Source organism: Enterobacter cloacae complex sp. P18RS (assembly GCF_014982105.1).
GTDB classification, from domain to species: Bacteria; Pseudomonadota; Gammaproteobacteria; order Enterobacterales; family Enterobacteriaceae; genus Enterobacter; species Enterobacter hormaechei_C.
Genome location: NZ_JADCKV010000006.1, coordinates 297,351 through 310,919 on the forward strand (window position 1 = coordinate 297,351; position 13,569 = coordinate 310,919).

Annotated in this window: 11 protein-coding genes and 2 tRNA genes; 8 read left to right on the plus strand and 5 right to left on the minus strand. The window is 55.2% G+C overall.

Annotation, left to right across the window (positions count from 1 at the left end; genetic code table 11):
* The first annotated feature begins 237 nt into the window (after positions 1-237).
* A complete protein-coding gene (gene putP / locus INF61_RS03730; RefSeq protein ID WP_193547535.1) occupies positions 238-1,746 on the plus strand; it encodes a sodium/proline symporter PutP in 1,509 nt (502 codons plus the stop codon).
* Between the two features lie 72 nt (positions 1,747-1,818).
* A complete protein-coding gene (locus INF61_RS03735; RefSeq protein WP_048247562.1) occupies positions 1,819-2,238 on the plus strand; it encodes a DUF3574 domain-containing protein in 420 nt (139 codons plus the stop codon).
* Between the two features lie 72 nt (positions 2,239-2,310).
* On the opposite strand, the gene INF61_RS03740 is transcribed toward INF61_RS03735, so the two are convergent.
* Complete coding sequence (locus INF61_RS03740; protein ID WP_131492736.1) at positions 2,311-3,495, minus strand: NupC/NupG family nucleoside CNT transporter; 1,185 nt, start codon at positions 3,493-3,495, stop codon at positions 2,311-2,313.
* A 251-nt stretch (positions 3,496-3,746) separates the two neighbouring features.
* Between INF61_RS03740 and efeU the strand changes: the two genes are divergently transcribed.
* The 5 genes from efeU (at position 3,747) to INF61_RS03765 (ending at position 10,250) form a co-directional block, all read left to right on the plus strand.
* Positions 3,747-4,580 carry an iron uptake transporter permease EfeU gene (gene efeU, locus INF61_RS03745; protein WP_017384765.1) on the plus strand — a complete coding sequence of 278 codons (834 nt, stop codon included), beginning with the start codon at positions 3,747-3,749 and terminating at the stop codon, positions 4,578-4,580.
* Between the two features lie 40 nt (positions 4,581-4,620).
* The gene (efeO, locus tag INF61_RS03750) at positions 4,621-5,748 is read left to right on the plus strand and encodes an iron uptake system protein EfeO (protein WP_023303411.1); all 1,128 of its coding nucleotides are present in this window, start codon (positions 4,621-4,623) and stop codon (positions 5,746-5,748) included.
* 3 nt (positions 5,749-5,751) lie between these two features.
* The gene (gene efeB / locus INF61_RS03755; RefSeq protein WP_063413426.1) at positions 5,752-7,035 is read left to right on the plus strand and encodes an iron uptake transporter deferrochelatase/peroxidase subunit; all 1,284 of its coding nucleotides are present in this window, start codon (positions 5,752-5,754) and stop codon (positions 7,033-7,035) included.
* 499 nt (positions 7,036-7,534) lie between these two features.
* A complete protein-coding gene (gene phoH / locus INF61_RS03760) occupies positions 7,535-8,326 on the plus strand; it encodes a phosphate starvation-inducible protein PhoH (protein WP_032670149.1) in 792 nt (263 codons plus the stop codon).
* 418 nt (positions 8,327-8,744) lie between these two features.
* Complete coding sequence (locus tag INF61_RS03765; protein ID WP_017384761.1) at positions 8,745-10,250, plus strand: sodium:alanine symporter family protein; 1,506 nt, start codon at positions 8,745-8,747, stop codon at positions 10,248-10,250.
* Positions 10,251-10,494: 244 nt separating this feature from the next.
* On the opposite strand, the gene INF61_RS03770 is transcribed toward INF61_RS03765, so the two are convergent.
* The 3 genes from INF61_RS03770 to INF61_RS03780 form a co-directional block, all read right to left on the minus strand.
* A tRNA-Ser gene (locus tag INF61_RS03770) sits at positions 10,495-10,582 on the minus strand.
* A 137-nt stretch (positions 10,583-10,719) separates the two neighbouring features.
* Positions 10,720-11,397 (minus strand): isochorismatase family protein, encoded by a 678-nt coding sequence (locus tag INF61_RS03775; protein WP_003858068.1) that lies wholly within the window; start codon positions 11,395-11,397, stop codon positions 10,720-10,722.
* Positions 11,398-11,416: 19 nt separating this feature from the next.
* Entirely contained in the window at positions 11,417-12,277 is an 861-nt protein-coding gene (locus tag INF61_RS03780; RefSeq protein ID WP_015570855.1) for a pirin family protein, read from the minus strand.
* Positions 12,278-12,386: 109 nt separating this feature from the next.
* On the opposite strand from INF61_RS03780, the gene INF61_RS03785 reads away from it, so the two are divergent.
* A complete protein-coding gene (locus tag INF61_RS03785) occupies positions 12,387-13,292 on the plus strand; it encodes a LysR family transcriptional regulator (protein ID WP_126291280.1) in 906 nt (301 codons plus the stop codon).
* 120 nt (positions 13,293-13,412) lie between these two features.
* On the opposite strand, the gene INF61_RS03790 is transcribed toward INF61_RS03785, so the two are convergent.
* Positions 13,413-13,500: transfer RNA gene (locus INF61_RS03790), tRNA-Ser, on the minus strand.
* Positions 13,501-13,569: the final 69 nt, after the last annotated feature.

The window sequence follows — 13,569 nt, forward strand, 5'->3', positions numbered from 1 at the left end:
GCTTAACACTTTTTAAAGGTGCAACCCGTAAAAGCGTGAGCGAGTGCAACCTATAGGAAAGACGTATAAAACCAGGGATGAAATTCATGTAAATGCAGTGTTAAATCGTTTGTCAGTGGGATGCGTATACGGCAGGATAGCGCGCCCAACGGAAACACATACACACATCACTACGTTCCGGTGATGACATAACAAGGCAACCCGGACGGTTGTCGCTCGACATTTTGGAGAATTTGAATGGCTATTAGCACACCGATGCTGGTGACATTTCTCGTTTATATTTTTGGCATGATCCTGATAGGGTTTTTGGCATGGCGTTCAACGAAAAACTTTGACGACTACATCCTCGGCGGGCGCAGCTTAGGCCCGATGGTCACCGCACTCTCTGCGGGCGCTTCCGACATGAGCGGCTGGCTGCTGATGGGCCTGCCGGGCGCGATTTTCATCTCCGCTATCTCCGAAAGCTGGATCGCCATCGGCCTGACCGTTGGCGCGTGGATCAACTGGAAGCTGGTGGCAGGCCGTCTGCGCGTGCACACCGAAGCCAACAACAACGCCCTGACGCTGCCGGACTACTTCACCGGACGCTTTGAAGATAACAGCCGTATCCTGCGCATTATCTCCGCGGTGGTGATCCTGCTGTTCTTCACCATCTACTGTGCCTCCGGCATCGTGGCGGGCGCGCGCCTGTTCGAAAGCACCTTCGGCATGAGCTATGAAACCGCCCTGTGGGCCGGCGCCGCAGCAACCATCCTCTATACCTTCGTGGGCGGATTCCTGGCGGTAAGCTGGACCGATACCGTGCAGGCGAGCCTGATGATCTTCGCCCTGATCCTGACTCCGGTGATTGTCATTTTCACCGTCGGCGGCTTTGGCGAATCGCTGGAAGTGATCAAGCAGAAGAGCATCGAAAACGTCGATATGCTGAAAGGGTTGAACTTCGTCGCCATCGTCTCTCTGATGGGCTGGGGCCTGGGCTACTTCGGCCAGCCGCACATTCTGGCGCGCTTCATGGCGGCGGATTCTCACCACACCATCGTTCACGCGCGTCGCATCAGCATGACGTGGATGATCCTGTGTCTGGCGGGGGCGTGTGCGGTCGGCTTCTTCGGTATCGCGTACTTCAACAACAACCCGGCGCAGGCGGGCGCGGTGAACCAGAACGCCGAGCGCGTATTCATCGAGCTGGCGCAGATCCTGTTCAACCCGTGGATTGCCGGTATTCTGCTCTCCGCGATCCTCGCGGCGGTGATGTCCACCCTGAGCTGTCAGCTGCTGGTGTGCTCCAGCGCCATCACCGAAGACCTCTACAAAGCGTTCCTGCGTAAGGGCGCGAGCCAGAAAGAGCTGGTGTGGGTAGGGCGCTTTATGGTGCTGGTGGTTGCGCTGGTGGCGATTGCGCTGGCGGCAAACCCGGAAAACCGCGTCCTGGGGCTGGTGAGCTACGCCTGGGCGGGCTTCGGTGCGGCATTTGGTCCGGTGGTGCTGTTCTCTGTACTGTGGTCACGCATGACCCGCAACGGCGCGCTGGCGGGGATGATTATCGGTGCGGTAACCGTTATCGTCTGGAAACAGTTCGCGTGGCTGGGCCTGTACGAAATCATTCCGGGCTTCATCTTCGGCAGCCTCGGTATCGTGGTGTTTAGCCTGCTGGGTAAAGCGCCGTCTGCGTCTATGCAGAAACGCTTTGCGGAGGCGGACGCGCACTATCACTCAGCGCCGCCGTCTAAGCTCCAGGCTGAGTAATTTACCCCTCACCCTAACCCTCTCCCCGGTGGGGAGAGGGGATAGTCCTTTCACCTATGTGAGTCTTCATCAATGAGAATTAAAACAGGGTTAATGGTGGCAGCATTCGTGATGCTGGCGGGCTGTAGCGCACCCGCACAGCACGCGGCGGTGAAAACCTGCAAAGCAGAAAATCAGATGCAGCAGACCACGCTTTATTTCGGCTTAAACCGTCCTGCCGGGGCACAAATCACAGGCAACGAATGGCAGCAGTTTGTCGACCAGGACGTGACGCCACGCTTTCGCGATGGTTTAACGGTATTTGATGCGCGCGGTCAGTGGCTGGGGAATGATGGAAAAGTGGCGCGCGAGCCGAGCAAGGCATTGATGCTGATCCACGCTAAAGACGCGCAGAGTGAGAAGAATATCGAAGCGTTGCGCGGGATCTATAAGTCACGCTTCGCGCAGGAGTCGGTGATGCGGGTCGACCAGCCGGTGTGCGTGCAGTTTTAATGAAAACGGCGGGATAACCCGCCGTTGTTGTATCGTAGGCCCGTGCAAGCGAAGCGCCGCCGGGCACAAAACTTACAGCACCAACCCCGCAAAGCTTGCCGACAGCAGGCTTACCAGCGTTGCCCCGTATACAAGGCGTAAACCAAACCGCGACACCACGTTACCCTGTTGCTCATTCAGACCTTTTATTGCCCCCGCCACAATGCCAATGGAAGCGAAGTTAGCGAACGATACCAGGAACACGGACAAAATACCCAGCCCGCGCGGTGACATTTGATGGGCTATTTTTTGCAGCTCGATCATCGCCACAAATTCATTCGCCACCAGCTTGGTTGCCATAATGCTCCCCGCGTTTAAGGCATCGCTCAGCGGAATACCAATAAGCCACGCCAGCGGATAAAACACATAACCCAGAATCTGCTGGAAGCTCATGCCAAATATGCCGGAGAAGAGGGCGTTAATGGCGCTAATAAGGGCGATAAAGCCAATCAGCATCGCCAGAATAATCATCGCCACCTTAAAACCGGCCAGAATATACTCGCCCAGCATTTCAAAGAAGCTCTGGGATTCGTGCAGTTTTTCCAGCCTGATATCCGGCTCCGCTTCCGGGCGGGCCGGGTTAATAACCGAAAGAATAATAAAGGTGCTGAACATGTTCAGGATCAGCGCCGCGACGACAAATCTGGCGTCGAGCATAGTCATATAGGCCCCGACAATCGACAGCGAAACCGTCGACATGGCCGTGGCAGCCATCGTAAACAGACGACGCGAGGAGAGATCGCCCAGCACGCCTTTGTAGGCAATGAAGTTTTCCGACTGACCGAGGATCAGCGAACTCACCGCGTTAAAGGATTCCAGCTTGCCCATGCCGTTCAGTTTTGACAGCAGCGTCCCGATCACCCGAATAAAGATCGGCAGAATACGCCAGTGCTGAAGAATACCAATCAGCGCCGAGATAAAAATAATGGGGCAGAGCACGCCAAGGAAAATGAACGCCAGCCCTTTTTCACCCATCCCGCCAAAGACAAAATTCGTCCCTTCGGCAGCGAATTTAAGCAGCGACTCAAAGAAACCGGAAACGTATTTAATAATAAACAGGCCGCTTTCTGCGTGGAGGAAAAAGAACGCCAGCGCGATTTCGATCACGATCAGCTGTAAAACGAAACGAATACGAATTTTTCGGCGGTCGAAACTCACCAGCCAGGCGAGCGCAAGAATAATCACCAGCGCCAGCAGGAAATGGACAATTTTAAACATGGCTTATTTTCAGTTGGTTTTCGAGGCGGACATTTAGCCACAGCCCCGGTTAACCGTAAATGGGCATTTTCGTTATACCTTATAAACGTAACGGTTACTCAGGCAATTATTACTCCGCAATGCGTTTACATCTGGTCATCAAAACGCAACACATTTCGCTTGTTTTTCTTGTTGCCGTAATGATAATCACTATCACAAGAATTTACTTTTCTTTGCATCAGTTGACCGCGATAAACATTTAAGGTGTCGGCATGTTTGTTCCTTTTCTCATTATGTTACGTGAAGGCCTTGAAGCGGCCCTGATTGTTAGCCTTATCGCCAGTTATCTGAAGCGTACCCAGCGCGGACGCTGGATTGGCGTGATGTGGGTTGGGGTTTTCCTTGCTGCGGCGCTCTGCCTGGGCCTCGGTATCCTCATCAACGAAACCACCGGGGAGTTCCCGCAGAAAGAGCAGGAGCTGTTTGAAGGGATCGTCGCCGTGATTGCGGTGGTGATCCTCACCTGGATGGTGTTCTGGATGCGCAAGGTCTCCCGTAACGTGAAGGTACAGCTTGAGCAGGCGGTGGATAACGCCCTGCAAAAAGGCAACCACCACGGCTGGGCGCTGATCATGATGGTCTTTTTCGCCGTGGCGCGTGAAGGCCTGGAGTCTGTGTTCTTCCTGCTCGCGGCTTTTCAGCAGGACGTGGGCATCTGGCCGCCGCTGGGCGCGGTGCTCGGGCTGGCCACGGCGGTTGTGCTTGGCTTCCTGCTCTACTGGGGCGGCATTCGTCTTAACCTGGGCGCGTTCTTCAAGTGGACCAGCCTGTTTATTCTGCTGGTGGCCGCAGGGCTGGCGGCAGGGGCGATCCGCGCCTTCCACGAAGCGGGTCTGTGGAACCACTTCCAGGACGTGGCGTTCGATCTCAGCAACGTCCTGTCGACCCATTCACTGACCGGTACCCTGCTCGAAGGGATCTTCGGCTACCAGGAAACGCCGAGCGTCAGCGAAGTGGCGATGTACTTTATCTATCTGGTTCCGGCGCTGATCCTGTTCGCTATGCCGCCGCGTACCGGCTCGCAGACGTCGCGCGTAGCGCCGTAAGTGCTGTTTTAGTTACAACATACTTTTAAAGGGAAGAGTCATGGCCATTCAGTTCCGTCGTAGTGCGTTATGCGCAGGCATTGCCGCGCTGTTCGTGTCTGCCTTCACCGCTCAGGCGGCAGATATTCCGCAGGTAAAAGTCACCGTCAACGATAAACAGTGCGAGCCGATGACCATCACGGTTAACAGCGGTAAAACGCAGTTTATTATTCAGAACCACAGCCAGAAGGCGCTGGAGTGGGAAATCCTGAAAGGGGTGATGGTGGTGGAAGAGCGCGAGAATATCGCGCCGGGCTTCAGCCAGAAGATGACCGCAAATCTTCAGCCCGGGGAATATGACATGACCTGCGGCCTGCTGACTAACCCGAAAGGTAAGCTGATCGTCAAAGGCGCAGCGACGGCGGACGCGGCCAAAGGCACGGCGCTGCTGAGCCTCGGCGACGCCATTACCGCCTATAAAGCCTATGTCACCAAAGAGACAGCGGACCTGGTGGCAGGCACCAAAGCCTTTACCGACGCGGTGAAAGCGGGCGACATCGAAAAAGCGAAATCCCTGTATGCGCCTACCCGTCAGCACTACGAGCGCATTGAGCCGATTGCCGAACTGTTCTCTGACCTCGATGGCAGCATTGACGCCCGTGAAGACGACTACGAGCAGAAGGCCGCCGATCCGAAATTCACCGGCTTCCACCGTCTGGAAAAAGCCCTGTTTGGCGATAACTCCACCAGTGGGATGGAGAAATACGCCGAGCAGCTCAACAGCGACGTGCTGGAGCTGCAAAAACGCATCAGCGAGCTGGCATTCCCACCGTCGAAAGTGGTGGGTGGCGCAGCGGGCCTGATTGAAGAAGTGGCCGCCAGCAAAATCAGCGGTGAAGAAGATCGTTACAGCCACACCGACCTGTGGGACTTCCAGGCGAACGTCGACGGCGCACAGAAAATTGTCGATCTGCTGCGGCCTCAGCTGCAAAAAGAGAACGGCGAGTTGCTGGCGAAAGTGGATGCCAACTTTAAGAAAGTTGACGCTATCCTGGCGAAATACCGCACCAAAGACGGGTTCGAAACCTACGACAAGCTGACCGATGCTGACCGTAACGCGCTGAAAGGCCCGATAACCACCCTGGCGGAAGATCTCTCCCTGCTGCGTGGCGTACTGGGTCTGGATTAAGCGATGAACAAGCATGACGAATACGACGTGGCGGAACCTTCCCGACGTCGGTTGTTAAAAGGGGTAGGGGCGCTGGGCGGCGCGTTTGCCCTGGCGGGAGGCTGTCCGGTGGCGCATGCGGCAAAACCGCAAAGCGCCCCTGGCACGCTCTCCCCGGATGCGCGTATGGAAACGCAGCCGTTTTATGGTGAGCACCAGGCGGGGATCCTGACGCCACAGCAGGCCTCGATGATGCTGGTGGCTTTCGATTCGCTGGCGAGTGATAAAGTCGATCTTGAGCGTCTGTTCAGGCTGTTGACCACGCGTATTGCCTTCCTCACCGCCGGCGGTCCCGCACCGGAAACACCGAATCCGCGCCTGCCGCCGATGGATTCCGGCATCCTCGGCGCGTTTATCGCTCCCGATAATCTGACCATCACCGTGTCGGTGGGGGAATCGCTGTTTGATGATCGCTACGGACTGGCGAAGCAGAAGCCGAAAGCGCTGCAAAAAATGACGCGATTCCCGAATGATTCTCTCGACGCGGCGCTGTGCCACGGCGATCTGCTGTTGCAGATCTGCGCTAATACCCAGGATACGGTGATCCATGCCCTGCGCGATATTATCAAGCACACCCCGGATCTGCTGAGCGTGCGCTGGAAGCGGGAAGGTTTTATCTCTGACCACGCCGCGCGCAGTAAAGGGAAAGAGACGCCGGTCAACCTGCTGGGCTTCAAAGACGGCACCGCCAACCCGGACAGCAGCAATACCGCGTTGATGAAGAACGTGGTATGGGTGACGGCGGATCAGGGCGAACCGGCCTGGGCGGTCGGAGGCACCTATCAGGCGGTGCGTATCATTCAGTTCCACGTGGAGTTCTGGGACCGCACGCCGCTGAAAGAGCAGCAAACTATCTTCGGTCGCGATAAGCAAACCGGCGCACCGCTCGGCATGAAGCACGAGCACGATGAACCCGACTACGCCCGCGATCCGAACGGGGATGTCATCGCGCTGGACAGCCATATTCGCCTCGCCAATCCTCGCACCAAAGAGACGCAATCCAGCCTGATGATGCGCAGGGGCTACAGCTACTCGCTGGGGGTGACCAACTCCGGTCAGCTTGATATGGGACTGCTGTTTGTCTGCTATCAGCACGATCTGGAGAAGGGATTCCTCACCGTGCAGAAGCGGCTCAACGGCGAAGCGCTGGAGGAATATATTAAGCCCATCGGCGGCGGCTATTTCTTTGCCCTGCCCGGCGCGCGTGACGCGAACGCCTGGCTCGCTCAGGGTCTGATAGAAGCCTGATAATCGTCCCTGCGACAGTTCGCGGGGACATTATTTTTTCGAAGGACTATCTTATTGTTATATTTCTGTAATATTTCTATATAAGACTGATTTTCCATGTAGGGGCAGTCCTAAAGTTGCATTCAGGTAAAATAAATGTTGCATTTATGATAATTCCTGATGTACTTAAGAGAAGACAGCGGTAGTTCCCGGCAGTGATGCTAACTCACTATGGAGATCGCGAATGGTTGCGTCCTGTACTGGACAAGGTAAACACATCAACCGCAGTACCCGGCGCGGAGGCTCAGACTCCGGCAGCGATTTCTTCACCACCAAATTCTCTCCTTCACCTCAAGAACCTTTTTCTACCGACGTGCATAACGGTGCGCGTAGCCGTTGTATATCGTCATCCGGTAATGCAAGCAATGGCTTACAAGGAAGCCAACCCTCTGATGTTCGTGCGCATAATCGTGCCGATGCTGGCGCGTGTGATGAATACCAACAACTCAAGGTGCTATCCATGGGAAGACAGAAAGCAGTGATCAAAGCTCGTCGTGAAGCAAAACGTGTGCTGAGACGGGATTCACGTAGCCATAAGCAGCGTGAAGAAGAATCGGTCACCTCGCTTGTGCAGATGAGCGGCGTAGAATCCATTGGCATGGCGCGGGACAGCCGCGATGCATCGCCAATTGTGGCGCGGAATGAAGCTCAGGCGCACTACCTGAATGCTATCGAGAGTAAACAGCTCATCTTTGCAACCGGGGAAGCCGGATGCGGGAAAACCTGGATCAGCGCCGCCAAAGCGGCGGAGGCGCTGATTCATAAGGACGTGGAAAGGATCATCGTTACCCGTCCGGTACTGCAAGCGGATGAAGATCTGGGCTTCCTGCCCGGCGATATTTCCGAGAAGTTTGCCCCGTACTTCAGGCCCGTCTATGACGTGCTGGTGAAGCGGTTGGGCGCTTCCTTTATGCAGTACTGCCTGCGACCAGAGATTGGCAAGGTGGAAATCGCGCCGTTCGCCTATATGCGCGGACGTACATTTGAAAATGCGGTCGTTATTCTTGACGAGGCTCAGAACGTGACCGCTGCGCAAATGAAGATGTTTTTAACGCGCCTCGGGGAGAACGTGACGGTTATCGTCAACGGCGATATTACCCAGTGTGACCTGCCGTCGGGCGTGAAGTCCGGCCTGAGCGATGCCATGTCACGTTTTGATGAAGATGAGATGATAGGGGTGGTCCGCTTCACAAAAGAGGACTGCGTCCGCTCAGCGCTGTGCCAACGAACGCTGGAAGTGTACTCCGACTAAGATCATTTCACATTTTAAGTCATTTCTTCCCGGCGTTATGCCGGGAAGCTTCCTTTATTCCCTCTGCACGCGTGGCTTTTTTAAATCATATTTATTTCCTATAGCATTCAACAGGATTTACGCCCCGTTTTGCGGTAATAATAATATTACTGTTAATTTGCTGCGAACGCTTTTTATACAGGTCACGGAAATGTGATATGTATTTATAATACCCACAAAATATCTATGAATATAATGATCATGCTAATTATTGGTTTAAAATTAAACGTGAATGTTGTCACAGAACATGACTAAGCAGTAAAAATTAAGTTGGTGTCTTTTGGGTAATTATCTATGTTTCGTACTTGTTCAGACAAAATTCTAAAAAGAAACTCGCCAGGGGATCGTTTCCTCTGGAACATCACGCTAAGGGTCATACATGAACGAACTGGTTAGTGCAATTAATGGTGTTATCTGGAGCCCGGCGTTAATATTTTTATGTCTGGGTGTCGGCCTCTATTTCTCGCTGCGTAGTCGCTTTCTGCAATTACGGCATATAAAACTTATGATTACCCTGATGTTTCAGGGGCGTCCTACCGAGGCAGGCGTGTCGTCGTTTCAGGCGCTGACGATGACGCTGGCGGGCCGCGTGGGGACAGGGAATATTGCCGGTGTAGCGACCGCCATTACCTTTGGTGGACCCGGTGCGCTTTTCTGGATGTGGATCGTGGCATTTTTGGGGGCAAGCTCTGCTTTTGTCGAATCCACGTTAGGTCAGGTTTATAAAGAGAAAATTAACGGCGAATATCGTGGTGGTCCTGCCTTTTATATTGAGAAAGGGTTAGGCGTGAAGTGGTACGCATGGTTATTTGCCATCGTAACGATTTTCTCCTGCGGATTATTACTGCCAGGTGTGCAGGCAAACTCTATTGGTGCGAGCCTGGATATTGCCTTTGGTCTGAGCCCAAATGTCACGGCGGCGTTACTTGCTGTGCTGTTGAGTTTTATTATTTTTGGTGGCGTAAAAAGGATTGCCAGCTTTAGCAGTATGGTGGTTCCGTTTATGGCGCTCGGCTATATTATTGTGGCGTGCGTGATTATCGCTATCAATATTGATCAGCTTCCTTCAGTAATATTGCTGATCTGGAAAAGTGCTTTTGGCCTTGAAGCTGGGTTTGGCGCTATTCTGGGCCAGGCCATCATGTGGGGCGTCAAGCGTGGCGTCTATTCCAACGAGGCGGCGCAGGGTACCGGGCCACATGCCTCCTCGGCGGCGGCCGTAAGCCATCCGGTGAAACAGGGGCTGGTTCAGGCGTTCTCCGTGTACATCGACACGCTGTTTGTCTGCTCCGCGACCGGGTTTATGCTGTTGATCACCGGGCTGTATAACGTGCAGGGCGTCGACGGCGCAGCGCTCTATACCGGAATAGCGGGCGTGGCCGCAGGACCGGGATATGTCCAGACGGCAATGGAAAGTATGATGCCGGGCTTCGGTAATTATTTTGTTGCCATCGCGCTGTTCTTCTTTGCCTTCACCACGATCATTGCTTACTACTACATCGCTGAAACGAATATCGCCTACATCAACCGTAAGATTCACCGCCCGTGGCTGACGTTCCTGCTCAAGCTGTGTCTGATGGCTTCGACGGTATATGGCACGGTACGCACCGCGGATCTGGCCTGGGGATTAGGGGATATCGGCGTAGGGCTGATGGCATGGCTCAACATTATTGCCATCGTTCTGTTGCATAAAAAAGCGTTTGCCAGCCTGAAGGATTATGAAATCCAGAATGCACAGGGGTTGGATCCACACTTTGACCCGGTTCGGCTGGGGATTAAAAATGCGGATTACTGGCTGGAGGAGCGTAAGGATGAAGCGGGTTTGAATATTGGCCAGAGACTTGCTCCCGAGGGAAAGCAACCGGCTGGAAAGCTGAATAGCTGAGGAATGGTTGAGACAGGCCCGTGCTTTTGTACGGGCTTTTTTTTGTAGGTGAGGCAGCTCGTGTCGCACCGGGGGGGATTGACTCGCTTCGCTCGCCCTGCGGGCAGCCTGTTCGCTATGCTCTCAGTCTGTCCAACTGGCTGCTGCCAGTTGTCGAACCCCAGTCGGGGGTTCTCATCCCCCCCTTTTCGGAGAATATAAAAGAAAAAAGCCCGTACTTTCGTACGAGCTCTCATCTTAAATATGGCGGTGAGGGGGGGATTCGAACCCCCGATACGTTGCCGTATACACACTTTCCAGGCGTGCTCCTTCAGCCACTCGGACACCTCACCATATTGTTTTGCTGCCTGACCGCTTGGGGGGCAACGGGGCGCTACTATAGGGAGTTGCGCTAAAACGGTCAAGCAGATTTTCAGCATTCGTGCTTGTTCGGTTAAGCCTTAATCAGCTTATGTCACAGCGCACAGGATTAACGCTGCGAATCGAGCACTTCGCTATTTTTCACCACGTCCTGCGCTTTGCTGTAGCTTTCGATCAGCAGCTGGTAGGCAGGGAAGATGTGTGTGTACACCTCAGCCCATTCACCCGCATCTTCACGGTTCCACGTGCGCTGAATTTCGGAAGCAACGGCTGCCGTGTCCATCGGCACCACGCCTGCCTGCACCACGCGCGCCAGGGTGATCTCCTGCGCCATTTTGCTGTAGGTGCCGGAGGCATCAATCACCGCAAACACTTTATATCCGTCCGCCACCGCGCTGATGGACGGGAAGGCCATGCAGACGCTGGTGATCGTCCCCGCGATAATCAGCGTTTTGCGCCCGGTGGCTTTCACCGCCGCCACGAACTCCGGGTTATCCCAGGCGTTGATCTCACCCTTGCGTGCCACATACTGTGCGTGCGGCGCGTTGGCGTGGATCTCCGGGATAAGTGGGCCGTTCGGTCCCTGTGGAACCGACGCCGTGGTGATCACCGGGATCTTCGCCAGCGAGGCGATTTTTGCCAGCGCTGCTGCACGGGCGCGCAGCTCAGGCATTGGCATGTCTCCTACGGTCTGGAACAGCCCGCTCTGGTGATCGATAAGCAGCATAACGGCATCGTTTACGTCAATAACGGGACGTGCACCGTTGAAGTTTGCAGGGGTAGACATAATGCGCTCCTTATTACGTTTAGATTTGGCCAAAGCGGCCGGAGTTGAAATCGCGAATAGCCTCGGCAATTTCGGTTTTACTGTTCATCACAAACGGGCCATAGCCCACGATGGGTTCATTCAGCGGCTCCCCGGCCATCAGCAGCACTTTGGCATCGCTGCTGGCTTCTAGATGCAGTTTGTCACCGCTCTGACTCAGCACGACCAGTTGCGCCTCACCGGCAGGCGTGGTGCCGTTCACCGTCACGCTGCCTTCAACGACAACCAGCGCCGTGCTCCAGCCTTCGGGCTGATTGAGCGTCAGATGGCTACCCTGGCGCAGCGCGAGATCCCACACGTTCAGCGGTGAGAAGGTATGCGCCGGGCCGGTTACCTCTCCAAAACGGCCAGCAATCACGCGCAATGTTCCGCTGTTATCCGGCAGGGTGACCACCGGGATATCCGACTGAGTGATGCTCTGGTAGCCAGGCGTCGCCATTTTGTCTTTAGCGGGCAGGTTGACCCACAGCTGCATCATTTTCAGTTCACCGCCTTTCTGCGAAAACGCGCTGGAGTGGAACTCCTCATGCAAAATGCCTGCGCCTGCCGTCATCCACTGCACATCGCCTGGGCCAATAACGCCGCCTCTGCCAGTGGAATCACGGTGCTCCACTTCGCCTGAGTAGACGATGGTCACCGTTTCAAAACCGCGATGAGGATGCTCGCCCACGCCGCGTTTCGCGCCGTCCGCCGGGAAGGTATGCGGTCCGGCGTAGTCCAGCAGCAGGAACGGGCTCAGGGGCTCGCCGTGCGTCTGGTAAGAAAACATCGAACGAACCGGAAAACCGTCACCGACCCAGTGCGGACGAGGTGCGGTATACACGCCTGTTACGTTTTTCATGATTAACTCCTGATGTCCTGTTGATGGAATTAGCTTATATTCAGGGCTAATATCCCGGTAGATAGCAAAAATGACATTCACTGTTCCTTAAATGGAACAATGGAGGCGTATGCAGGATCTCAATGATTTCGTATGGTTTGTGAAGGTGGTGGAGCATGGCGGCTTTGCGGCGGCGGGGCGGGCGCTCGATCAGCCTAAGTCGAAACTGAGCCGTCGGATTGCGCAGCTGGAAGAACGCCTGGGCGTTCGGTTGATACAACGTACCACGCGGCAGTTTGCGGTGACGGAGGTGGGGCAGACATTCTATCAGCACTGTAAAGCCATGCTGGTGGAAGCTGAAGCTGCGGAGGAGGCGGTGGCTGCTTTACAGGCTGAGCCGCGCGGTCTGGTCCGGATCACCTGTCCTGTCACCTTGCTGCACGTTCACGTGGGGCCCATGCTGGCGCGGTTTATGGCGCGCTATCCAGGGATCAACCTCCAGCTCGAAGCCACCAACCGCCGGGTCGATCTGGTGGCGGAGGGGGTGGATGTGGCGATCCGCGTTCGTCCGCGCCCGTTTGATGACAGCGATCTGGTATTAAGGGTGCTGGCGGACAGGGGGCACTGTCTGGTTGCCGGGCCGGCACTGATTGAACGGATGGGCAACCCGGCGATGCCCTCTGAACTCAGCGAGTGGCCGGGGTTAAGTATGGGGGCGGGCAAGCACCTGCATAAGTGGGAATTGAGCGGGCCGGAGGGCGCAAAGGCAGAAATTCACTTCACGCCGCGCCTGGTGACTACCGACATGCTGGCGCTGCGGGAGGCGGCGATGGCGGGCGTGGGCGTGGTACAGCTGCCCATTTTGATGGTGAAGGATCAGCTGGCTTCAGGTGAACTTGTTCGGGTGCTGAATGCCTGGGAACCCAGACGGGAAGTGATCCACGCGGTGTATCCATCCCGGCGCGGCCTGCTGCCATCGGTCAGGACGCTGGTGGATTTTCTCACCGAAGAGTATGCAAAGATGGTTGAAGACTAGCTTTTTGTAGGTCGGGTAAGCGTAGCGCCACCCGACATAAAGAACGCAGGGAGCGAATCTCCTTACGGAGAATATAAAAGAAAAAAGCCCGTACTTTCGTACGAGCTCTTGTCTTGAATATGGCGGTGAGGGGGGGATTCGAACCCCCGATACGTTGCCGTATACACACTTTCCAGGCGTGCTCCTTCAGCCACTCGGACACCTCACCATATTGTCATCCCGTTGTTGTCGGGACGGGCGCTAATGTAAGGAAAAGCCGTACTGCCGTCAACCCACT